This window comes from Kribbella sp. NPDC056345 (assembly GCF_042262745.1).
Lineage (GTDB): Bacteria > Actinomycetota > Actinomycetes > Propionibacteriales > Kribbellaceae > Kribbella.
This window is the reverse complement of sequence record NZ_JBHJQQ010000006.1, coordinates 392244-414576: the sequence shown is the minus strand read 5'-3', so window position 1 is coordinate 414576 and position 22333 is coordinate 392244. Positions and strand designations below refer to the sequence as shown.

At 67.3% G+C, this 22333-nt stretch carries 20 protein-coding genes; 10 read left to right on the top strand and 10 right to left on the bottom strand.

What is annotated here, in order from left to right:
• The first annotated feature begins 9 nt into the window (after window positions 1–9).
• The 6 genes from ACFCV3_RS23785 (at window position 10) to ACFCV3_RS23760 (ending at window position 6920) form a co-directional block, all read left to right on the top strand.
• Window positions 10–1338 carry an extracellular solute-binding protein gene (locus tag ACFCV3_RS23785; RefSeq protein WP_376033189.1) on the top strand — a complete coding sequence of 443 codons (1329 nt, stop codon included), beginning with the start codon at window positions 10–12 and terminating at the stop codon, window positions 1336–1338.
• Window positions 1335–2303 (top strand): carbohydrate ABC transporter permease, encoded by a 969-nt coding sequence (locus ACFCV3_RS23780; protein WP_376033186.1) that lies wholly within the window; start codon window positions 1335–1337, stop codon window positions 2301–2303. The genes ACFCV3_RS23785 and ACFCV3_RS23780 overlap by 4 nt, the downstream gene beginning before the upstream one ends.
• Window positions 2300–3166, top strand: coding sequence for a carbohydrate ABC transporter permease (locus ACFCV3_RS23775; protein ID WP_376033184.1), 867 nt, complete (start codon window positions 2300–2302; stop codon window positions 3164–3166). Before ACFCV3_RS23780 ends, ACFCV3_RS23775 begins: the two co-directional genes overlap by 4 nt.
• Window positions 3167–3229: 63 nt before the next feature.
• The gene (locus tag ACFCV3_RS23770; RefSeq protein ID WP_376033182.1) at window positions 3230–4612 is read left to right on the top strand and encodes a polysaccharide lyase 6 family protein; all 1383 of its coding nucleotides are present in this window, start codon (window positions 3230–3232) and stop codon (window positions 4610–4612) included.
• Window positions 4609–5469, top strand: a complete 861-nt coding sequence (locus ACFCV3_RS23765) for an AraC family transcriptional regulator (protein ID WP_376033180.1) — start codon at window positions 4609–4611, stop codon at window positions 5467–5469. The genes ACFCV3_RS23770 and ACFCV3_RS23765 overlap by 4 nt, the downstream gene beginning before the upstream one ends.
• Window positions 5470–5480: 11 nt before the next feature.
• Window positions 5481–6920 carry a polysaccharide lyase 6 family protein gene (locus ACFCV3_RS23760; RefSeq protein ID WP_376033178.1) on the top strand — a complete coding sequence of 480 codons (1440 nt, stop codon included), beginning with the start codon at window positions 5481–5483 and terminating at the stop codon, window positions 6918–6920.
• Between the two features lie 119 nt (window positions 6921–7039).
• Here the strand turns inward: ACFCV3_RS23760 and ACFCV3_RS23755 are convergent, their stop codons facing one another.
• The 3 genes from ACFCV3_RS23755 to ACFCV3_RS23745 form a co-directional block, all read right to left on the bottom strand.
• A complete protein-coding gene (locus tag ACFCV3_RS23755) occupies window positions 7040–8413 on the bottom strand; it encodes an MFS transporter (RefSeq protein WP_376033176.1) in 1374 nt (457 codons plus the stop codon).
• Between the two features lie 43 nt (window positions 8414–8456).
• Window positions 8457–9155, bottom strand: coding sequence for a hypothetical protein (locus tag ACFCV3_RS23750; RefSeq protein ID WP_376033174.1), 699 nt, complete (start codon window positions 9153–9155; stop codon window positions 8457–8459).
• Between the two features lie 142 nt (window positions 9156–9297).
• Entirely contained in the window at window positions 9298–10053 is a 756-nt protein-coding gene (locus tag ACFCV3_RS23745; RefSeq protein WP_376033172.1) for a glycerophosphodiester phosphodiesterase, read from the bottom strand.
• Between the two features lie 26 nt (window positions 10054–10079).
• Between ACFCV3_RS23745 and ACFCV3_RS23740 the strand changes: the two genes are divergently transcribed.
• Window positions 10080–11207, top strand: coding sequence for an aminotransferase class V-fold PLP-dependent enzyme (locus tag ACFCV3_RS23740; protein ID WP_376033170.1), 1128 nt, complete (start codon window positions 10080–10082; stop codon window positions 11205–11207).
• A complete protein-coding gene (locus tag ACFCV3_RS23735; RefSeq protein ID WP_376033168.1) occupies window positions 11204–11830 on the top strand; it encodes a class I SAM-dependent methyltransferase in 627 nt (208 codons plus the stop codon). Before ACFCV3_RS23740 ends, ACFCV3_RS23735 begins: the two co-directional genes overlap by 4 nt.
• Here the strand turns inward: ACFCV3_RS23735 and ACFCV3_RS23730 are convergent.
• From ACFCV3_RS23730 to ACFCV3_RS23710, 5 genes are all read right to left on the bottom strand, one after another.
• Entirely contained in the window at window positions 11820–12875 is a 1056-nt protein-coding gene (locus ACFCV3_RS23730; RefSeq protein ID WP_376033166.1) for a GDSL-type esterase/lipase family protein, read from the bottom strand. The genes ACFCV3_RS23735 and ACFCV3_RS23730 overlap by 11 nt on opposite strands.
• Before the next feature lie 60 nt (window positions 12876–12935).
• Window positions 12936–13787, bottom strand: a complete 852-nt coding sequence (locus tag ACFCV3_RS23725) for a carbohydrate ABC transporter permease (protein WP_376033164.1) — start codon at window positions 13785–13787, stop codon at window positions 12936–12938.
• A complete protein-coding gene (locus ACFCV3_RS23720; protein WP_376033162.1) occupies window positions 13784–14647 on the bottom strand; it encodes a carbohydrate ABC transporter permease in 864 nt (287 codons plus the stop codon). The genes ACFCV3_RS23725 and ACFCV3_RS23720 overlap by 4 nt, the downstream gene beginning before the upstream one ends.
• On the bottom strand, window positions 14641–15984 hold the full coding sequence (locus ACFCV3_RS23715; protein WP_376033160.1) for an ABC transporter substrate-binding protein: 1344 nt from the start codon (window positions 15982–15984) through the stop codon (window positions 14641–14643). The genes ACFCV3_RS23720 and ACFCV3_RS23715 overlap by 7 nt, the downstream gene beginning before the upstream one ends.
• A gap of 127 nt (window positions 15985–16111) precedes the next feature.
• Complete coding sequence (locus ACFCV3_RS23710) at window positions 16112–18904, bottom strand: family 78 glycoside hydrolase catalytic domain (protein ID WP_376033158.1); 2793 nt, start codon at window positions 18902–18904, stop codon at window positions 16112–16114.
• A gap of 120 nt (window positions 18905–19024) precedes the next feature.
• Here ACFCV3_RS23710 and ACFCV3_RS23705 point away from each other — a divergent pair, with 120 nt between their 5' ends.
• Window positions 19025–19921 carry an AraC family transcriptional regulator gene (locus ACFCV3_RS23705; protein WP_376033156.1) on the top strand — a complete coding sequence of 299 codons (897 nt, stop codon included), beginning with the start codon at window positions 19025–19027 and terminating at the stop codon, window positions 19919–19921.
• On the opposite strand, the gene ACFCV3_RS23700 is transcribed toward ACFCV3_RS23705, so the two are convergent.
• Window positions 19902–20588: a TetR/AcrR family transcriptional regulator gene (locus ACFCV3_RS23700; protein ID WP_376033154.1), complete on the bottom strand. Its 687-nt coding sequence runs from the start codon at window positions 20586–20588 to the stop codon at window positions 19902–19904. The two genes, ACFCV3_RS23705 and ACFCV3_RS23700, sit on opposite strands and share 20 nt — an antisense overlap.
• Before the next feature lie 90 nt (window positions 20589–20678).
• Here ACFCV3_RS23700 and ACFCV3_RS23695 point away from each other — a divergent pair, with 90 nt between their 5' ends.
• Window positions 20679–21857, top strand: coding sequence for an FAD-dependent monooxygenase (locus ACFCV3_RS23695; RefSeq protein ID WP_376033152.1), 1179 nt, complete (start codon window positions 20679–20681; stop codon window positions 21855–21857).
• Here ACFCV3_RS23695 and ACFCV3_RS23690 read toward each other — a convergent pair.
• A complete protein-coding gene (locus ACFCV3_RS23690; RefSeq protein ID WP_376033150.1) occupies window positions 21825–22283 on the bottom strand; it encodes a PGPGW domain-containing protein in 459 nt (152 codons plus the stop codon). The two genes, ACFCV3_RS23695 and ACFCV3_RS23690, sit on opposite strands and share 33 nt — an antisense overlap.
• Window positions 22284–22333: the final 50 nt, after the last annotated feature.

Below are 22333 nucleotides of genomic sequence, written 5' to 3'. Positions count from 1 at the left end.
GTGGGCGGGATGACGAAGTCGTCGTTGAAGTGGGTTGCGGTCGGGCTTGGGGCAGCCCTGGCCGTCGGGGGTTGCGGGAGCACCGGAGCGGCGAAGGCCGAGCAGGATCCGAAGGCCACGCTGGAGCTGTGGACGCGGACCACGCCCGGTGGCGACGGCGAGAAGGGGATGAAGAAGCTGGCCGCCGCGTTCGAGCAGGCGACCGGCCAGAAGATCGAGGTCACCGCGATCTTCGACGACTTCGAGACCAAGCTGTCCCAGCGCGCCGCGCAGAAGGACCTGCCGGACATCGTCATGAACGACTCGTCGCAGCTCGGCACGATGGTCACCCAGGGAATCGTCCGCGAGGTCGACCCGGCCGCCGTCAAGCACAGCGACCAGCTCCTCGAGTCCGCCCTCGCCGCGGCCAAGTCCGGCGACGGCAAGATGTACGGCGTTCCGTACTCCGCGCAGGCCTCCGCCCTGCTGATCCGCAAGGACTGGCGCGCGAAGGTCGGCCTGCCGGCCCCGACGGACCGCGAGCAGTTCGTCGCGCTGGCCAAGGCTTTCACCACGAAGGACCCCGACGGCAACGGCAAGAACGACACCTACGGCCTCGCCGTACCGGGGTCGACCAAGCGCGGCTACGCGTCCTGGTACTTCTCGAACTTCCTCTGGGGCGCCGGCGGCGACTTCATCACCAAGCAAGCCGACGGCAAGTACAAGCCATCCATGTCCACGCCGGAGTCGGTCGCCGCGACGAAGTGGTTCCGCGACCTCGCCTGCACGGAGAAGGTGGTCCAGCCCGGCGCCGCGACGATGGACACGCCGCCCACGAACGAGACCTTCGAAGCCGGCCGGGCCGGCATGTACGTCGTCGGTCCGTACCTGATGCCGCGCTTCGACGGGAGCCTCGGCAAGGACAAGTACGAGGTGGTCCCGCTGCCGAAGGGCGCGAAGGACGCGACCGTGCTCGCGGAGGGCGGCAGCGCCTACCTGATGGCCGGGTCGGCCAACGAGGCCGGGCAGAACGCCTGGGCGTCGTACATCATCTCGCCGGAGGCGCAGAAGCTCGGGATGGAAGGCGAGAAGGCCTTCAACGTGCAGCTGCCGGTGAACAAGACCGTCGACCTCACCTCGGTGCGCAAGGACCCGCGCTGGAAGGTGTACGCCGATGTCTACCGCGAGCACAGCCGGTACGCGCCGAGCATCCCGAACTGGACCCCGGTCCGGCAGGCGAGCGCCGACACGGTCAACGCGCTGATCGCCGACTGCAGCCTGGATGTCGCCGCCGAGCTGACCAAGCTCGACGGCAAGCTCGCCGAGTCCCTGAAGCAGCAGGGCATCGGCGCATCGTGAGTGTCCGTGAGGCGGAGGCCCGACCGGCGGGGCGGGTGCCGCGCGCGGCAGGTGAGGTGGCGCGGCGCACTCCGTCGCGCCGCCTCGGCCGCAACCGGCGCAGCTCGGGCTCCTGGTGGATCCCGTGGCTGTTCCTGACGCCGGCGCTGATCCTGTTCCTGTACTTCAAGTTCATCCCGATGGTCCAGGCCATCTCGATGTCGGTGCAGGAGGTGCGGCCCTACCTCGGCAACCTGTGGGTGGGGTCGGCGAACTACAGCGAGATCCTGTCGTCGGAGGGCTTCCGGTCGGCGACCTGGAACACGATCGTGCTGGCCGTCGGGCAGACCGCCGGTTCGATGCTGCTCGGGTTCGTGCTGGCACTGCTGGTGGAGGGCCAGACCCGCAAGCTCACCTTCATCCGGTCGGCGGCGTTCCTGCCGGTCGTCGTACCGATCGCCGTGGTCGCCGAGCTCTGGCGGATCATGTACCACCCGACCGCCGACGGCCTGCTGAACCAGGTGCTCGGTCTGATCGGGCTCGGTCCGTCCGGGTTCATCAACGACCCGGATACGTCACTCGTGTCGATCGTCGTGACGGGGATCTGGCGAGGTGCGCCGTACGACATGATGATCTTCCTCGCCGGGCTGGCCGGGATCGACCGCGGTCTGTACGAGGCGGCGGTCGTCGACGGCGCCTCGACCAAGCAGCGCATCCTGCACGTCACGCTGCCCGGGCTGCGGCCGGTGTTCGCGATCCTGTTCGTCCTGGCGGCCGTGCGTGGGTTCCGTGCGTTCACCGAGGTCTTCCTGCTGACGAACGGCGGGCCGAACGGCTCGACCGAGGTCCTGATGACGCTGATCTACAAACTCGGTTTCGAGCAGAACCGGCTCGGGATCGCGTCCGCAGGCGCCGTCCTGCTGTTCCTCGCGACCCTCGTCCTGACCGTCTGCGTCCAGCTGCTCCGAAGGAGGCGAGTCGCGTGAGCGCCGCTACTGAGACTGCTTTAGGTCTCACTGAAAGCAAGAGCCCTGCCGCGCGGGTGGCGCGGACCGTGATCTACGCCGGCCTGTTCGTCGTGTTCGCCGGGCCGCTGCTCGCGCTGCTGGTCAGCTCGTTCAATCATGTCTCTGATCCGACTCAGCTGAGCGTGATCCCGAAGAGCCCGACGCTCGAGAACTTCAGGATCGCGTTCGATCACGGCGTTCTCAAGTACCTCCTGAACTCGTTCTTCGTGGTCGGCTTCGGGCTGCTGCTCCAGGTCGCGGTCTCGGTCCTGGCCGGGTACGCACTGGCCCGGAAGATCTTTCCCGGGATGACGCTGGTGATGGTCGCGATCCTGGCCACGATGATGCTGCCCGAGGAGATCCTGGCGCTGCCGCTGACCTTGGTGCTGGCCGACGTACCGCTGCTGCACCTCAACCTGATGGGCACGCTGGCCGGGATGATCGTGCCGCTCGGGGCCTGGGCGTTCTCGATCCTGGTGATGACCGAGTTCATGAAGGATGTGCCGCGCGAGCTGGAGGAGGCGGCCCGGATCGACGGGGCCGGCGAGTTCCGGATCTTCGGGCAGATCATCCTTCCGCTCTGCAAGCCGGCCCTCGGCGTGATCGGGGTCTTCGGTTTCACGATGATCTGGGACCAGTACCTGCTGCCGTTGCTGGTGGCAACGAACTCCGACTCGTACACACTGCCGCTGGCACTGCGGACGCTGCGGATCGACCCGGTGGTCACCCCGGGTGTGGTGATGGCGGCCTCGCTGCTGGCGCTGTTGCCGTCGGTGACGGTCTTCCTGTTCTTCCAGCGTTCCTTCGCCCGCGGCCTGACCGCCGGCGCGTTGAAAGGGTGAGGCTCCATGAACCGCCGTACTTTTCTGGCTACCGCCACTGCCACTGCCACCGCTGGAGTTGCTTTGAGCACCGCTGCTGTCCGCCCTGCCGCGGCGATGACCCTGGACCGCCGGCACGTCCGCTCGCTCGACGAGCTACGACGGGCCCTCGGTACGGCGGGACCGGGCACCGTGATCACCGTTGCCGACGGCATCTACCAGGTGCCGGCCGGGCAGCCGATCGCGATCACCGGCCTGCGCGGCCGCCCGCACCGGCCGATCGTGATCCGGTCGGAGTCGACCGGTGGCGCCGTACTGACCGGTGAGCAGAGCTTCGTGCTCACGGGATCGTCGGACATCACCATCGAGGGGTTTGCTTTCCGGCAGAGTAAAAGCTTCGAGCTACCGGCCGACTGCCGCCGGATCCGGCTCACCCGCAACGACTTCCAGCTGGCCGATATCGCCGGTGTGCACTGGGTGATGGTCCGGGCCGACCACACGACGCTCGATCACAACGCCTTCCACGGGAAGACGACGCTCGGGATCTACCTCGGCATCGAAGGCGCCGGGACCGACCAGATGGCGCAGGGTGTGCATGTCTACCGCAATCATTTCAGCGACCACAGCTTTCCTGGTGACAATGGCGGTGAGCCGATTCGGCTGGGGGTTAGTCCGCGCGCGCTCTCGACGGCGGGCGCGGTGATCGAGTCGAACCTGTTCGAGCGGGCGAACGGCGATCCCGAGGCGATCTCGGTGAAGTCGTCGGGCAACCTGATCCGGCACAACACGATCCGCAACAGCTTCGGCGGCATCGTGCTGCGGCACGGGAACGGGAACCGGGTCGAAGGCAACTACCTGCTGGCCGGCAAGAACGGGATCCGGATCTACGGCAACGACCACCAGATCGTGAACAACTATCTGGAGAACATCGCCGGCACCGGCGTGGTGCTCGGGAGCGGGAACGTCCGCGACCACTACCCGGGGGAGCCGCCGACGTCGCGGACCGGGAACGACGCGCCCGACGGCGTCCAGATCGCGCTGAACACGGTTCTCGACTGTGACAACGCGGTGAGCGGCGAGAGTCACCGGACCCTCCCGCCGCTCGGTTGCACGATCACCGACAATCTCCTGATGGGCGATCGTGGGCAACTGATGAACATGCCGTTCCAGGAGGGCGTCACCTGGTCGGGCAACCTGCACTGGGGCGCGGCCACGGACGGGAATGCGCCTGCCGGAGGGTTCCGCCGGGCCGATCCGCGCCTCGTGGCCGGTCCGGACGGCATCCGGCGACTGGCCAAGGGGAGCCCGGCGATCAACGCCGCCACCCGCAGCTACCCCGAGATCGACACCGACCTCGACGGCGACCGCCGTACCGGGCGAGCCGATGTCGGCGCCGACGAGTACTCCCGCCGGCCGCACTGCCGCCGGCCGCTGACCGCCGGCGATGTCGGACCGCACTCCGCATGAGTACGGCGCCTGACGTGGTGGCGACGTCGCAGCGGGAGGAGGAGCTGATCCGGACGCACCTGGATCGGCTCCGGCTCGACCTCGTCGTCGCGGCTCGGATCACCAAGGTGCATCGTGAGTGGTCCCGGGCGTTGCTGCCGGATCCGTTCTCGCGGCTCTACCTGATCCTCGAGGGCGAGGGCCGGCTCGTGGTGGGGGACAAGGAACTGTTCCCGAAGCCGGGGGAGATGTGCTACCTGCCGGCCGACGTTCCGGTGTCGTACGAGACGATCAGCGACAACGTCTTCCGCAAGCACTGGCTGCACTTCTCGGCCTTGATCGGCGACCGCGACATCGGCGAGGTGCTGACGCTGCCGAACATCGTGCAGAGCAAGTCGCCGGACGAGGCCGCGCTCCTGTTCGAGCAGGTCGGCGCAGCGGACCGGGACCCGCCCGGTCTCGCGACGCCGCTACGGGTGCGGTCGGCCCTGACCGCGCTGTTCGCGCACTACCTGGACAGTGCGCCGGCCGGTTCCGTGCGGCTGTCACATCAGCAGTCGAGCGAGACCAGCGTCGTGCAGTACATCCAGCAGAACCTCGGCAACCCACTGACGGTCGAAGTGCTGGCTGCCCACTTCGGGCAGGATCTGGCGACGTTCGTCCGGCGGTTCCGGACCGAGTTCGGGCTGTCGCCGAAGCAGTACATCAAGCGCACCCGGATCGAATGGGCCCAGCGCGAACTCACCACCACGAACCGCCCGATGGAGGAGATCGCCGCCGCCGTCGGGATGGACCAGTCGTACTTCTCCAAGGTCTTCCGTCAAGTCAGCTCGGTCACCCCGAGTGCGTACCGAAAGCTGTACCGCCCCCGCAGTTGAGGAGACTCATCATGAAACGTCGTACTTTCCTGGCCGGCACCGTTGGCGCGATCGGCGCCACGGCCGTCGTGGTCAGGGCCGCGGACGCCCGCGAAGCCGCCACGGTGACCTCGCTGGCCGCCCTTCAGTCGGCCATCAACTCGGCCACCGCCGGGACCACCATCACACTGGCCAACGGCTCGTACGCCGTCGGCTCCAGCGGCATCACGATCTCCGGCCGCAACGGCACCACCACTTCGCCGATCACCATCCAGGCCGAAACCAAGGGCGGGGTGACGCTGACCGGTTCGAAGAGCTTCGTCTTCTCCAACTCGTCCAACATCACCATCAGCGGCTTCGTCTTCAAGCAGACCACGTCGCTCGACCTCACGGCCGGGAGCAACCGGATCCGGCTCACCCGGAACGAGTTCGCGCTCGGCTCGGCCGCCACCCACTCGGTCGTCGTCCGGGGCGACGACGTGAAGATCGACCGCAACATCTTCCGGGACAAGACGACCGCCGGCTGTTACCTGGTGATCGACGGTCCGAGCAACAACGACCCGGACAACGAAACGATTGCCAAGCGCACCTACATCCTGCGCAACCACTTCCGCGACCACACCTACGGTTCGAACGGCGGTGAGGCGCTCCGGCTCGGCACCAGCGGCCGCGCGCTCGCGGACTCCGACGCGACGGTCGAGTACAACCTGTTCGAGCGCGCGAACGGCGACCCCGAGGCGATCTCGGTCAAGTCGTCCGGCAACACGATCCGCTACAACACGATCCGCAACAGCCTCGGCGGCATCGTGCTGCGGCACGGCAACGGCAGCCGCGTCGAGAGCAACTACATCCTGTCCGGCACGAACGGCATCCGGATCTACGGAAACGACCACCTGATCGTGAACAACTACGTCGACGGCGTCAACGGCTCCAGCAGTGCCGGCATCGTCCTCGGTAGCGGCAGCTCGCGCGACCACGTCCCCGGCGAGTCCGAGACCGCCCGCAAAGGCAACGACGCCCCCGACCGGGTCGTCATCGTCCTCAACACCCTGCGCAACAACACCAAGGGCATTGCCGGCGAAAGCAACCGCACCATTCCGCCGCTGGCCTGCCAGATCCGCGACAACCTCATCGTCGGCACCAGCGGCAACCTGACCGACCTGCCCTACCAGTCCGGCGTCACCTTCTCCGGCAACATCCTCTGGGGCTCCGCCTCCAACGGCACCATTCCGTCCTCCGGCTTCACCCGAGCCGACCCGAAACTCACCTCGAACTCCGACGGCGTCTACCGCCTGGGCACCGGCAGCGCAGCCATCAACGCCACCACCGCCAACCACTCCACCCGAGTCACCACCGACCTGGACGGTCACCCCCGCACCGCGCCGTACGACGTAGGCGCCGACGAATACTCAACCGCCACCCCAACCCGCCGCCCCCTGACGGCCGCGGACGTCGGCCCGAACGCCACCTGACCCTGACCCCGAATGGAACGGATATCCGTCCGAGTTACCCCTTCTCAGCTCGTATACGGGGAGAGAAGGGGCAACACCGACTGATATCCGTTGAAATTGCGTGGGGGACCGGCGGCCGGTTAGACGACCGTGGGTTGGGGGTTGCCGGCTTCGGTGATGCCTCGGCGCATGTCTACCCGGCTGAGGAGGATGAGGCCGATCAGGAAGAAGAGGCCGAGGGCGACGATGGCTGGGCGATAGGAGCCGGTGATCTGGTGGACGAGGCCGAAGACGAGGGTGCCCAGCCAGGAGGTGCCGCGTTCGCCGGCTTGGTAGAGCGAGAAGTACTCGGCTTCGCGGCCCTTCGGGATCAGCTGGCTGAAGGCTGAGCGGGACAGGGCCTGGGTGCCGCCGAGGACGATGCCGATGGCGACGCCCATCGCGAGGAACGGTACGACCTGGCGGGCGGGGAGCATGAAGCCGGCGACGACGATGACCATCCAGAGCACGAGGCCGCCCATGATCGTGCGCTGGGTGCCGAAGCGCCGGGCGAAGCGGCCGAAGGCGAGTGCCCCGAAGAAGGCGACGAACTGGACCAGCAGGATGGTCATGATCAGGATCTGCGTCTCGAACCCCAGCTGCTTCTCGCCGTACGTCGAGGAGACCGAGATGACCGTCTGGATCCCGTCGTTGAAGAACAGGTAGGCGACCAGGAACAGCAGCGTCATCGGGTAGGCGCGCATGTGGGTGATCGTCGCGGCGAGCTGTCCGAAGCTCTGCTTCATCAGGCTGCCGCTTCGAACCGGTACGACGTTCGTCGGCGGCCGGTTGCGCAGTTTGAGGAACGGGAAGAACGTGAACGCGCCCCACCACAGACCGGCGCTCAGCAGACTGAGCCGGACCGCTGTGCCCTGACTCAGGCCGAGCGCCTCGTGGGCGGTGACCACGCCGAGGTTGATGGCGAGCAGGATGAAGCCGCCGAGGTACCCGAACGCCCAGGCCCGCGACGAGACATCGTCACGATCGTCGGGCGGTGCGATGTCGATCAGGATCGAGTCGTACACAACCATCGACGACCCCAGGCACAGGTTGCCGATGAACAGCAGCAGCGCGCCGAGCTCCCAGCGGCCGCCACCGACGAAGACCATGCAGCACGCCGCCAGCGCACCCGCCCACGCGAAGCCGCACATCAGCAGCTTCTTGCGCTCGAGCCGGTCCGCGATCGCGCCGACCACCGGCAGGAACAACGCCGAGATCAGGGTCGCGACCGTGACCACGTAGAAGGCGAGCGAGCCGGGGGAGATACCGAGCCCGAGTACGTCGAGATTGGTGTGACACGGCTTGTCCACCGAACCGACGTACCCGCAGGCCGCGGTTTCGGCGACCGACGTCAGGTACGGCGCGAAGAGCACCGTGCCGACCGTGGTGACGTAACCGGAGTTGGCCCAGTCGTAGAGGCTGAAGCCCCAGTACTCCCGCTTGTCGACTCCGGCGGGGGCGGAGAGAAGTCCCATGCGCAGAGTGTGGCAGCTTCCCGGGACCAAGAAGCGCGTCTTGTCAGGAACGTGACCGTGCCGCGTCCGCAGCCGCCAGCCCGGCCCGCAGCTTCTCCTGTGCTCCGGGTTCCCATGGTCCCGAGGACGTCAGGGGAATCTCCGCCATGAACCGTCGTTCCGACTCCGGAATCCGCGCGGCCACGAGCGCCGGATCCTCGACAGCCGTCCGGTACAGCTCGGGCCCGGCCGCCGAGAACAGGTCGGCGATCACGAGCCGGCCGTCGGCAGCTCGCATCACGTTGTCCGGGTTCACGTCGATCGGTCCGCACCACGGCAACTCCACCCGCGCCCGCTCGTGTACCCGGCGGATCACCTGCGCAAGCTCCGCAACCTCCGGCGCGGATTCAGCGATTGCCCGGTGGAACGCAACCGCCTCGGGCTCAGGCACGGCGCTCAGCCACTCCATCACCGACAGATCCCCACCACCGGCCAACCGCCGATGGACGAACAACCGCGGCACCTGCCGCGTGTGCACGGCCTCCCGGTAGATCGCCGCGACATACGGCCCGGCCGGATCGAACGGACTGATCCGCACGGCGAATTCGCCATCCGGCGACTGCAAGGCCAACGCCCAATCGCCAACCCCGCAAGGCGTCCAGCCCGCGGCAAGGAACACCCGCTCAGCCACCCGATGATCCGTCTCGGCCACCTGGCGATCCGGCTCGGTCCAGAGCAGCGCGTCGACCTCGTCCGGTGTCATACCGCCGGACCCTACCCACCCGGCCCGCCTCCCGCCTGTGCTTTTCGCGCGCACGAACGACAGGAGGTAGAGATCTACGTATACGCCGCCGCACGCCTGCGGCCGACCCCGGTGGGCCCGAATCGGGGCACACCTCCTGTCGTTACGGTTGCCACTGACCCCGTTCGATCAGCACGTCGCGGAGGAGGTCGGTGCGGTCGGTGATGATGCCGTCGATGCCGGCGTCCAGGAGGCGGCGCATGGTGTCGGGGTCGTCGACGGTCCAGACGTGGATCTGCTTGCCGGCCGACTGGGCGCGGTCGATCAGCCCCGGGGTGAGAACCCGGAGCGACTTGTACTTCTCCGGGATCTGCAGACACGCCCCCTTCGACGGAAGCGCGATCGGCAGGAAGCGCAACAGCGCGATCTCGAGGTCGCCGTACCCGGTGCACAGACGCGGACCGAGCAGCTTGCGGATCCGGCGGACGCGGGACTGCGAGAACGACGAGACGCAGACGCGGTCGATCGCGTTCGCGGCCCGCAGTACGTCGGCCGCCGGGACGAGGCCGTTCTCCGCCTTGATGTCCAGGTTGAACCGGATGCCGGGGAAGTGTTCGAGCAGGTCGTCGAGGCGCGGGATCGGTTCGTGACCGTTGATCTTGGCCTGGCTGACCTCCGACCACGGCAGCTCGGCGATCACCCCGGTCCGGTCGGTGACCCGGTCGAGCACATCGTCGTGGAACGCGATCACGACCCCGTCACTGGTCGCATGCAGGTCGGTTTCCAGGTACCGGTAGCCGAGGCCGACGGCATGCTCGAAGGCGTGCAGTGAGTTCTCGTAGCCGATCAGGTCCGGGTGCAGCGCGCCGCCACGGTGCGCCATCGCGATCGGACCGTCGTGGTCGAGGTAGGGGTACACGTCAGGAATTATGTACCGTTTGGCTGGTGACGGTACTCAGCCCCCGCCCAGACCTGTGGACCCTCGATCCGGACGTGGTGCACCTCAACCACGGCTCGTGGGGCGCAGTTCCGCGCCGTACCCAGGAGGTCCTGAGCGCACTGCGCGCCGAGGCCGAGGCGAACCCGATGGTGTGGTTCCGCTCCGTCCCCGCCCGGCTGGCCGCCGCCCGCCTCGAGCTCGCCGCGTTCCTGGAAGCCGATCCGGAGGGCTTCGCCCTCGTACCGAACGCGAGCGCGGGCATCACCGCCGCCTTCGCCACCGTGCCGATCCCGAACGGCAGCCGCATCGTCACGACCAACCACGTGTACGGCGCCTCCCGGTTCGCCGCCGAGCGTGTCGCCCGGGCTCGGGGTGCGGAGCTGCTGGTGGTCGAGCTGCCGATGCAGGCGGACGACGACACGGTGGTCGCGCTGATCGAACCAGCTCTGGTGGGCGCTTCGGTGCTGCTCCTCGACCACATCAGCGCCGCGACCGGCACCATCCTGCCGATCGCACGACTGGTCGAGCTCGCGCACGATCGCGACGTACCGGTCATCGTGGACGGCGCTCACGCGCCCGCGCTGATCGACGCGCCGACCGGCGATGGTGCCGACTTCTGGACCGGCAACTTCCACAAGTGGCCGGCGGCCCCGCGCGCGACGGCCGGGCTGGTGGTGGCCGAGCGGTGGCGGCAGGCGTCGTACCCGCTGATCACTTCGTGGTCCGAGTACGACGAACGCCTGCCGGAGCGGTTCGACATGCAGGGCACGCAGGACTACGCGACCTGGATCGCCGCGCCGGAGTCACTCCGTGTCCTGGCCGAGCTCGAGTGGTCGGTCCGGCGGCCGCAGATCACCGCGATGCTCGAGGAGGGCGCGCGCCTGGTCGCGAAAGCACTCGGTACGTCGGTCGGTGAGGTGGCGAACCCGGCCCCGACCCTGCGCCTGGTCGAGCTGCCGATGGTCGTCGCGGACGCCGAACCCTTCAAGGAGCACGTGTCGCGCGAACTGCAGATCGAGATCACCCTCACGGGCTTCGAGGGCCGCTCGTACCTCCGCCTCTCGGCCCACGCCTACAACACTCCGGAGTGTTACCAGAAACTGTCGGAGGGCCTTCCTAGAGTCCTCGCGTGAACGATATCGAGGGCTCCTACAACACCGCCGCGGCCGACTACCACACCATGCTGACGGACCTGGTCGGCAAAGGTGTCGCCGAGCGCATGATGCTCAACTACTTCACCGAAGTGGTCCCACCCGGACCGATCGGCGACCTCGGCTGCGGCACCGGCCGCATCACGGCGTACCTGGCCGCAGCCGGCCTGGACGTCTTCGGCATCGACCTCACCCCAGGCATGATCGAGGTCGCCCGCGCCGCCTACCCGGACCTCCGATTCGACGTCGGCTCGATCTTCAACCTGGATCTGAAGGACGGCGAGCTCGCCGGAGCGCTCCTCTGGTACTCCCTGGTCCACACAACCCGCGACGAACTCCCAACCGCTTTCGCCGAGACCTTTCGCGTCCTCCAGCCCGGCGGCCACCTGATCTACGGCTACAAAGCAGGGACAGGGACGTATCACCTCGACACTGGCTATGGGCACGACATCAATCTCGACGTCTATCTGCAGGAACCCGCGGAGGTGGCAACGCTGCTTGCTGATGCTGGTTTCGAGGAGGTCGCCGTTCTCACCCACGCGCCTGAGTGGGGTGAGAAACAGCCGCAGGCCTATGCCCTCGTCCGCAAACCGCTCACGCCGTGACCAGGTCGATCGAGTCGAGCTCGGCGAAGCCTGTCCGGAAGCTGAACTTGAAGGTGTTCGCACCCGCCTTCAAACTCACGTCGAGCGCCTGCTGAGTCCACGCCTCCCACCCGTACGCCGGATACTCGATCACGCGCGCAGTTCCGCCGTTCACGGTGAGTGTGTGTGAGGAGAGTGCGCCGGACCCGTTCCCACCCCGAACGAGCACCCGGAAGTTCCCGGCGTACGGCGCGTTGACCGTGACGGTCGCCGAACTCGTGGCGTCGTCGATCCACCCGGCCTTCCCGTTGTTCGAGGCGAGCGGCGTGGCTGCGCTGTGCGCCTTCCCGGCGAACACGGCCGTCTCCGCCTCGAACCGGACGATCGGCGAGCCCTGCAGAGCGGCGTACCACTGCGCTGCGAGCTTGCTGTTGCCGCTGTGGGTGAGATGGATCCCGTCGCTCATCACGTCGGTCGCGGCGAGCGCTGTGCGGCTGTCGACGAAGCGGACTTTCTTACCCTCCGCCGCGAGCTTGGCGACCACGAACGGAAGCTGGTTGTTGAAGGAAGCAGCCCGCGCGTTCGCCGCCGCGTCAGCCATCGGCCCGACGGTCGACACGTAGACGGCCAGATCCGGGCGTACGGCGTACAAGGTCCGGATCAGGTTCTCCAGCCGCGCCGGTGCGGTCGCAAGATTGAGGTTCTGCAGGACGTCGTTGGCGCCGGCGTGCAGCAGCACGGTGTCCGGCTGGTAGGTCTGCATCCGCTCGGTCGCGACCTGGGTGAGCTGGTCGATGACCCAGCCGCCGTGCCCCTCGTGGTTGCGATCCGGCAGGTTCGCGGGCGTGCTGTCGGTGATCGAACCGACGAAGTCGACCGGCTGCCCCGAGCTCGTGAGCATCCAGTAGAGGTCGGTCCGGTAGCCGCCCGGGATGCTGCCCGCGGTCGTCGACGATCCCATCGGCATGATCTTGACGGGGTCAGCCGCAGCGGCGGTCTGCGGAGCGGCAGCGGTCAACGGAAGGAGTGCGGGCAGGATCAGCAGCCCGGCCAGGAAGCGTCGCATGCGAGCACTGTCCCAGCCGGGCCTTGGTCTCGGTACGCCTTCGATCGACGTCGAATGGATTCAGCCCTTGACCGCCCCGGACGTCATCCCGGCGACGATCTGGCGGTTGAAGAAGAGGAACATGATCAGCGGCGGAATCGTGATCAGCAGGATGTTCATGAACAGCAGGTTGTACTGCGTGGAGTACTGGCTGGAGAAGTTGTACAGCGTCAGCTGAACGGTCGCGTTCTTGTCGCCGGGCAGGAAGTACAGCGGGTTCACGAAGTCGTTGAACACCGCCACCGACTGCACGACCACAACCGTCACCACAACGGACCGCAGCAGCGGGAAGATCACCCCGAAGAACAGCCGCAACGGTCCGGCGCCGTCGATGATCGCGGCCTCGTCGAGCTCGCGCGGGATGGTCCCGACGAACGCCCGGAACAGCAGGATGCAGAACGACAACCCGTACGCGATCTCGATCAGGATCAGCCCCGGCATGGTCCGGAACAACCCGAACTGCTGCAGTACCCAGATCGTCGGTACGACGGCCGGCGGGATGATGAGGCCGGCCAGCACCAGGAAGTTGATGAACCCGTTCCACCGGCTCTTCCGGCGCTGCAGGACGAACCCGGCCATCGCCGCCAGCACCACCATCCCGGTCACACTCGCGACGGTCAGGATGGTCGAGTTGATGAACGCGATCACCAGCATGTAGTCGCGGGCCTCGACCACCTCGATGAAGTTCTGCACGAACCGGAACTGGTGCGGCCAGGAGAAGTCGAGCAGCGCGGACTGCTGCCGGTCCTTGACGGCGGTCAGCACGATGAACGCGAACGGGATCAGGAAGACGACCACCGAGGCCACGATCGCGACCGCGCTGAGCGCGAGCTTGCGGCCAGGCCGGTGGTTGACGAGTTCCGCCGTACTCACAGCTCCACCTCCCGCCGGTTCAGGAACCACGACAGCGGCAGCACGACCGCCGTGACCACGACGAACAGAACAACGTTCCCGGCCGTCGACAGCCCGTAGAAGCCGGCCTGGTACTGCTTGTAGATCACCGACGCGATCACGTCCGAGGTGAAGCCCGGACCGCCGCGGGTCATGGCCCAGATCAGGTCGAACGAGCGCAACCCGCCGATGAGCGACAAGATGATCACGGTCACCGTCGCCGGCCGGGACAGGGGAAGCACGATCCGCCGGAACGTCTCCCACGAACCAGCCCCGTCGACGCGCGCAGCCTCGACGTACTCGCGCGGGATGGAGACGATTCCCGCGATGTAGATCAGGGTGGCCAGGCCGACGCCCTTCCAGACATCGACCGCAGCCACCGAGAGCAACGCCCACTTCGGATCGGTCAGCCAGCCCGGTCCGTCGATACCGATCACGCTCAGGGCACCGTTGATCAGGCCGCGTTCGGGATTCATCAGGACCGTGAAGGTCAGCCCGATGCCGATCGTCGAGACCAGTACCGGGAAGAACACCACCGACCGAAGGTAGCCGCGGGCAACGATCTGCGAGGTGAGCAGCACTGCCAGCAGCAGTCCGAGCACGACCTTCGACCCGGAGGTGACGACCGCGTAGATGAGGGTGTTGGTGAAGCCTTTGACCAGGGCGGGCTCCTGGAAGAACAGCTTGAAGTTGTCCAGCCCGATGAACTTCGACTCGAACAGACTCCACCGGGTCAGGCTGAAGTAGAGCGAGGCGAAGGTCGGGACCAGGAACAGCACCCCGTAGATCAGCGCGGTCGGCAGGTAGAACCAGTTCGAGTAGGGGCGGTACACCCTCACCATCCCGCCAGCCCCAACTGCTGCGCCTGCTTCTTCACGTCCTCGTCGTACCGCGCGGCACCGTCCTTGGCCTTCCGGATCCCGGAGCCCACCTCGACCGTGATCTGCTCCAGCGACGGGCCCTTGACCGGCGAGAGGAACTCCAGCGCGAGGCTGGATCCGCCGGGCTTGTCGAGGTACGGCTGCATGTCCTTGATCGCCTGCGGTACGTCGGCCGGCAGCGTGCACCCCTTGACCGCGTACGGGCCGGTCGGGGCCGCGGCCTTGGACAGCGAGGCGCACCCTTCGGGACTGGCGAAGAAGGCGAGGAACTTCTTCGCCGCCTCGAGCTTGTCGCCGGTCGTCGTCTTCGGGATGTAGTTGGCGCCGGGCGTCCAGACGGTCAGGCCGTTCTTGCTCGCGTCGTCACCAGGCAACGCGAACAGACCGACGTTCTTGGCCGCGTCCGGGTAGGTCGAGACCATGTTCGCGACCACACCGGACAGGTTCGGGTAGTGCGCACCCTTGCCCTGGGCAAGCATCCGCAGGCCGTCGGGGAGCTTGGCCGAGGCGAAGTCCTTGTTCTCGTACCCGGCGTCGTGGACGGCCTGGGTGTGCTCGAAACCCTTCAGCGCGGCCGGCGAGGTCGCGTACTTGGCCTGGTTCTTGGTGTAGCGGTCGGCGAAGTCGGGCTCGGCCGCGGCCACGTTGTGGAAGTCGCCGAGCACGAACAGCTGCGACGTCCAGGTCTCGCCGTACGTCTGGATCACCGGCGCGACCCCACCGGCCGCCTTGATCTTGGCGTTGTTCGCCATGAACTCGGCCCAGGTGGTGGGGATCTTCAGCCCGAGCTTGGTGTAGACGGGGATGCTGTAGAGCACCCCGCCGCCCATGAAGCCGCCGCCTGGTACGCCGTACACCTGGCCGTCGGCGGTGACAGTCTTGGTGAAGTTCTCGTCGAGGTCCTTGATGTACGGCTGATCGCTGAGCGGGACCAGGTTCTTCTGCGGCGCGATCGCCTGGAACAGCGAGCCGGTGTTGTAGTTGAACACGTCCGGCATGTCGCCGGTCGCGAGCCGCGTCTTGATCAGGTTGTCGCCTTCGTTACCGGCCGGCCGGGTCTCGGTCTTGATCGTGATCCCGGGGTTCTTCGCGGTGAAGTCCTTGACGAGCTGATTGGCTGTCTTGATGTCCTGGTCCTGATTGCCGATCAGATAAGTGATCGTGACTGTGTTCGATCCTGGGCCCCCACCCGAGTCGTCGCTGGAACCGAGACTGCCCGCGCTACACGCGGTCAGGGCGAGAGAACCGGCCGCCAGTACGGCGACGGTGGCTCCTCGCATGCCTGGGCGGAACGTCATCATGACCTCCTAGGGGATCGTGCGGTGTGTCAGGAGCGATGGGTCAGGTGCGATGGGTCAGGTGCGATGTGTCCGGTGAGATGGGTCAGGTGCGATGTGTCCGGGGGAATGGGGCAGGTGGGATGGGTCAGTGGTTGAGCAGGGCCTCGAGAGCGGCTCTCACGGCGGCGGGATCACCCGCCGCCTCGGCGAGCCCGGTGGCAGGCTGATCGAGATAGCGCTCCAGCCGCGCAGCCAGAGCGGCGTCGTGTCCCGAGAAACCGCTCTCTTGTGAACCGCTCTCTCGGGAGAAACCGCTCTCTCGTGATCCGGCGACCACGGCGTTCCACGTCGCTTCGTGGTCGATCAACTGGCGCACGGTCGGATCGGCCGCGAGATCAGCGTTCTCGAGAAACGGATCTGGAGCGGTCCACGCGTGGGTGCCGTGCCCGACCTCGACCGATTCGCTCGCCCCCGGTACGTCGACCTGGGCGCGAGCGCCGACCGGAACGGTCACGGAGAGCGTGATCTCGCCGTTGCTCCGGCTCCACGCGACAGCGGCCTCGCCGTACGGAGTGAGGTGCTTGGCCGACGCGTTCTCGAGCTGCGCCGTGATCAGAGGCCTGATCTCGAGAGAGCGGTATCCCGGCGCCGCCGGTGCGAGACCGGCGACCCGGCGATGCATCCAGTCGGCAACCGCGCCGAGGGCGTAGTGGTTGAACGACGTCATCTCGCCGGGGTTGATGCTGCCGTCGGGCAGCATGCTGTCGTACCGCTCCCAGACCGTGGTCGCGCCCATCGTCACTGCGTACAGCCAAGACGGGCAGTGTGTCTGCAGCAGAAGGCGGTACGCGAGGTCGGGATGTCCGGTATCGGCCAAAGCGTCAGCGATCAGCGGCGTACCGACGAAACCGGTACTGATCCGGAAACTCGCCGTACGAACCAGGTCCGCGAGACGCTCACCGGCCCGCTGCCGCTGGTGCTCAGTCGGGAGGAGCGCCCATTGCAGGGCGAGTGCGTAGTTGGTGGCCGCGTCGCTCAGGACGCGTCCGCCCTCAGTTGTGTACTCGGCCGCGAACGCCTGCCGCACCCGCCCCGCAAGATCGGCGTACTGCGCCGCGATCTCGGCGTCACCAACCACCTCGGCCGCCTTGGCAACGACGTCGGCCGACCGAGCCAGATGGGCGGTCGCGAGAACGTCGGGGTCAGCCTTCGCACGGAACGGGTTGTCAGGCGGCGCGGTCGGGTCGAGCCAGTCACCGAACTGGAAACCGCCCGACCACAGCAGGTTGCCGCCGGCCAGCGCCGTCAGCTTGTCCACCCACGCACGCATACTCGGCAACTGCCGAGCCAGCAGCCCGGCGTCACCGGTCCGGTTGTAGATCACCCACGGCACGATCGTTGCCGCGTCACCCCATGCAGCGGTCGCCGGTTCCGGATTGCGGAGAACATCGGGGATCACGAACGGCACGGACCCGTCCTTCAGCTGCTCGGCCGCCAGGTCGGCCAGCCAGTTGCTGAGGAACCCCGCACTATCGAACAAGAAGCTCGCAGTGGGGGAGAAGACCTGAATGTCCCCGGTCCAGCCCAACCGCTCGTCGCGCTGCGGGCAGTCGGTCGGGACATCGACGAAGTTGCCCCGCATACCCCACACGACGTTCTCGTGGAACTTGTTCAGCAGCTCGTTCGACGACTCGAACCATCCCGTCCGGCGCAGGTCGCTGCCGACGACGACCGCGGTCAGGTCCTCGAGACGAAGATCGGGTACGCCGGTCACTTCGGCGTACCGGAATCCGTGGAAGGTGAGCGGGGAGTCGAGTACGACCTCGTCCGGGCCGGCCAGCACATACGTGTCGGTGGCCTTGGCCGTGCGCAGCGGACGCACTCCGAGCTCGCCGTTCTCAAGAACCTCGGCATGCCGGACGACGATCTCGTCGCCGGCCGCACCGCCACGGACGGTGAGCTGGACACGGCCGACGAGGTTCTGGCCGAAGTCGATCAGCGTCTTGCCGCTCGGCGACTCAGAGAGCGCTCTCGCCGGAATATTCTCGGTGATCCGGACCGGCGGGCCGTCCGGTGCGACGAGTAGCCCGAGATCGGCGTCCAGAACGTCCACGGGGGAGTCCGGTCCCGGTGACCGGCGCAGATCGGTGCGCTGCCCGTCGTACAGATCATCGGCCAAGATCGCGCTCTCTCGGGCGGTCCAGTTCTCTCCGGTACCGAAGGTGTGAACGCGGCCGTCAGCGGTGGTGATCTCGAGCTGCGCGAGAACGGCGATCCGGGAGCCGTACACCTGAGCCTGATCCCGGAACCCGAGCCGCCCGCGGTACCAGCCATTCCCGACCAGGAACTCGAGCTGGTTCTCGCCCGCCTGCACCAGATCCGTCACGTCGTACGTCTGATAGCGCAGGCGATGCTGGTACGCCGTCCAGCCGGGCGCGAGCTCGTCGTCGCCGACGCGACTCCCGTTCAGCTCGGCGAGGTAGATGCCGTGCGCGGTGGCGTAGAGCCGGGCCTTGGTGATGTCACCCGGCAGATCAAGAGCTGCACTGAGCAGGGGAGCCGGCGAGCCGAGCGCATTGTCGCGCGGGCTGATGAAACGTGCGCTCCAGTCATCCGGACTCAGGAGACCGACCTCAGCGCGAGCCGGTTCACTCCAGCCGCTCCAGTCATCACCTCCGCGGACCCGGACGCGCACCGAGATCCGTTCTCGAGATGCAAGCGGATCTCCAGGCCATGGCACCAGCACCTGCTCTGCAGACTCGACCACGTACGACTGAGTCGTCGTACCGGTGATCTCGATCTCGTACGCCGTCTGCGCGTAGTCGGCGGGCGCGGTCGCGATCTGCCAGGACAACCGTGGGGTGGCAGTGCCCAGACCCAGCGGAGTGTCGGTCCGGTGTTCGAAGCGGATGCTGCTCGGTGCGGCGAGGTTCGGCATGAGGCTCCAACCGTTGCGAATGAAACGATTCAGGGCCAGCTTGCTGTGGTGCGCCGCCGAGACATAGTCCGGAGTGCACGAGTCCTAGCACGAAATGAACCTCGGCCCCTATCGTGAGGCATGGCCGACGAGCCGGTACGGACCCGAGGAACCCTGCTGCACTTCGTCGAGGGGACGATCGTGCACGCGGGACCGCATATGCACGTCGAATCACACCCCCTGCACACGCACAGCTTCTTTGAGGTCGCGCTGGTGATCAGCGGCGAAGGTGTGCACCACAGCCAGGCCGGCCGCCAGCGTCTGGAGCCCGGCGACGCAATCCTGCTCCGGCCCGGGGTGTGGCACGAGTACGAGCAGTGCGAGGACCTCGAGGTCTACAACTGCTGCTTCTCGGCCGACCTCGTACGGCGTGAGCTCGCCTGGACCCGAGAAGATCCGCTGCTCGGCTATCTCCTCTGGACCGGACCGTTCTCCGAGCAGCGGCGCGGTGTACTGAGCACACATCTGGACGGTGACACCCTCACCGAGGCACGCCGTCATCTGGACGGACTCCGGTCGCTGCGGGGCCAGCCGCTCGGTCTGCATCGCGGCGATCTCATCGGCTGGCTCTCGCTGTACCTCAGCTGCCTGGCCCGGACGGTTGCCGAGGGCGACGATCTCCGGGCCCAGACGCATCCCGCCGTACTGGATGCGATGCGGTTGCTGGAGGCCGACCCGGCGCGGCCGTGGACGCTGACCGACCTGGCCCAGGCGCTACACCTGGCGCCCGGCTACCTGGTGCGGCTGTTCAAGTCGGCGACGGGCCTGCCGCCGATGGCCTATCTGTCCCGGCATCGCGTGGAGCTGGCGGCCGTCCAGCTGCTGCACACCGACCTGCCGGTGAGCCGGATCGGGGAGTCGGTCGGCTGGCCGGATCAGAACTACTTCGCCCGCCGTTTCAAGTCCCACTTCGGGCTGAGCGCCAGCACGTACCGGCAACGTTTCAATACGCCGAAGCTCAGCCCTTCCGGCTCGTGATCAGCATCTCCAGGCCGTCCAGGATCCGCTCGAGACCGAACTCGAGCCCCTGGTTGTCCTGATCGGCCGACCGCATGGCCGCGGCCAGGCTCGGGAACCGATCGCCATGGGTCGTGAGGATCTCGGCGAAAGCTCCAAGGAAGGCCTCCTCGGTGACCCGCTGGCGACCGCCGGGCAATGAGGTGGTCTGCAAGGCGAGCGCGCGCACATGGCCGGCCAGCACCATGACTGCGTCGAGCTGCTCACTGCCATTCAGGCCGGAGTCGGTCAGAGCGCGGACTCCGCGATCCATCCAGGTCAGCTCGTTCGGACCGACCAGGCGGCGGCCGACTGTCGACAGCAGCAACCACGGGTGCCGCGTGAATCCCTCGTAGAGGTCCATCGACCAGGCGTGCAGCGCCTCGCGCCACGGGAGCTCGGGGCGGTCCGGTGGGGCGCCCATCGCGAGATCGCTCATCACCGCGACCAGCTCGGCCTTACCGGGGACATAGCGGTACAGCGCCATCTTGGTGACCGGCAGGTCGTCGGCGACCCGCTGCATCGAGACCGCGTCGAGCCCCTCGGCATCAGCGATCCGGATCGCGGCCTCGGCGATCCCAGCCAGCGTGACGGCCGGCTTCGGCCCGCGGCTCGGCGGCTGCGCCGTACCCCACAGCAACTCGGTCATCCGGCTCGCCCTTCCCTGATCGGTTGCTCTGTGTCTACCATACACATTACTGTGTCTAGCGGACACAATTAACGAGGAGGAGCTGGCGAGATGAAGATTCTGGTGTCAGGCGCGAGCGTGGCGGGCCCGTCGGTCGCGCTCTGGCTGGGGCGGGCAGGACATGACGTCACGGTGGTCGAGATCGCGCCCGGACTACGCAAGGGCGGGTACGCCGTGGACTTCCGGGGCGAGGTGTTCCTGACCGTCCTGGAGCGGATGGGCGTGCTGGCCGACCTGCGGGAGCGGCAGACCGGTGGTACGGCGATGCGGTTCGTGGACGAGTCGGGTCGGCAGCTGATGCGGTTGCCGGCCGAGTTCGCGGGCGGGGAGCTGGAGGTCCTGCGCTCGGACTTGTCCCAGGTGCTGTACGACCACGGTCGCGGAGTGGCGGCGTACCGGTTCGGTGACTCGATCGCGAGCCTGCACGAGACGGCGGGCGGGGTGGACGTGACGTTCGAGAGCGGACTGGAGGAGACGTACGACCTGGTGATCGGTGCCGACGGCATGCATTCGGTGGTGCGCAGGCTGGCCTGGCCGGCGGAGCGGGTGACCGAGCGTCACCTGGGGTACTACGTGGCCGGCTGGGAGGTCCCGAACACGCTCGGCCCGGTCGAGGACTCGTTGATGTACAACGTTCCGGGGCGGCTGGCCGGTGTCGGTGTCGACCGGCGTGACCCGTCGCTGGCGGGGACACTTTTCGTCTTCAAGTCACCGGTGCTGACCTACGACCGGCGCGACCGCGACCAGCAGAAGGCGATCATCCAGGAGCACTTCGCGGGGCTCGGCTGGCGCGTCCCCGAACTGCTCGCAGCGTTGCCGTCGGCAACGGACTTGTACTTCGACTCGATCAGCCGCGTGCATGTCGACCGCTGGTCGACGGGCCGGATCGTCCTGCTCGGCGACGCCGGGTACGGCGCAACCTTCGGAGCGCTCGGCACCGGTACGGCGGTCGTCGGGGCGTACGTCCTGGCGGGGGAGCTGGCCGAAGCCTACGAGGGTGCGTTCGAGCGCTACGAGGCCCGGCTGCGCAAGGCGACGTCGAAGACGCAGGACGGCAGCCAGTCAGGCCGCTTCCTCGCACCGCCGACCAAGTTCGCCATCGCGGCCCGCAACCGGATGCTGAGTAACCGGTTCCTATCGGGCCAGCTCATCAAGCTGGCCCAGAAAATGAGCACCCTGATCGAGCTGCCAGCCTACTCAGGGGAGCAGGGGCAGCTTGTGCAGGAATGACTCCCACGAGTCCGGCAGCCAGCCGGGCACACCGAGCACGGCCATGTAGAGCCAGATGGCGACCAGCACGCAGCAGAACAGCGCGACGGTGCCGAGCGTCTTCAGCCAGGCCGGCTGCTTGCCGGTCCAGGCGGTCAGCTCCTTGACCCACTCCTTGACCTTGTAGAGCAGCCGCTGGGCCCACTCGAACTCGCTCGCCAGGATCGCCAGACCCGCGATGAACAGGGGGATACCACCCGGTCCAGGCAACCAGCCGGTCAGCGGTGCCGCGATGATCAGCACACCGCCGACCACGCCCACCACGACGCGATAGATCAGATGCTTCTTCGGATTCGCCCGGATCCGGCGCCGCCACTCCCACCGGTCGTCATCAGCGTCCAAGGTGATGTTGTGATCAGTGCGGTCGGGACTTTCCTGCTCGGCCACGGGCCCAGCCTACGTGCTGACCAGGCCGAAATCCCGGAAATAAAGCTGAC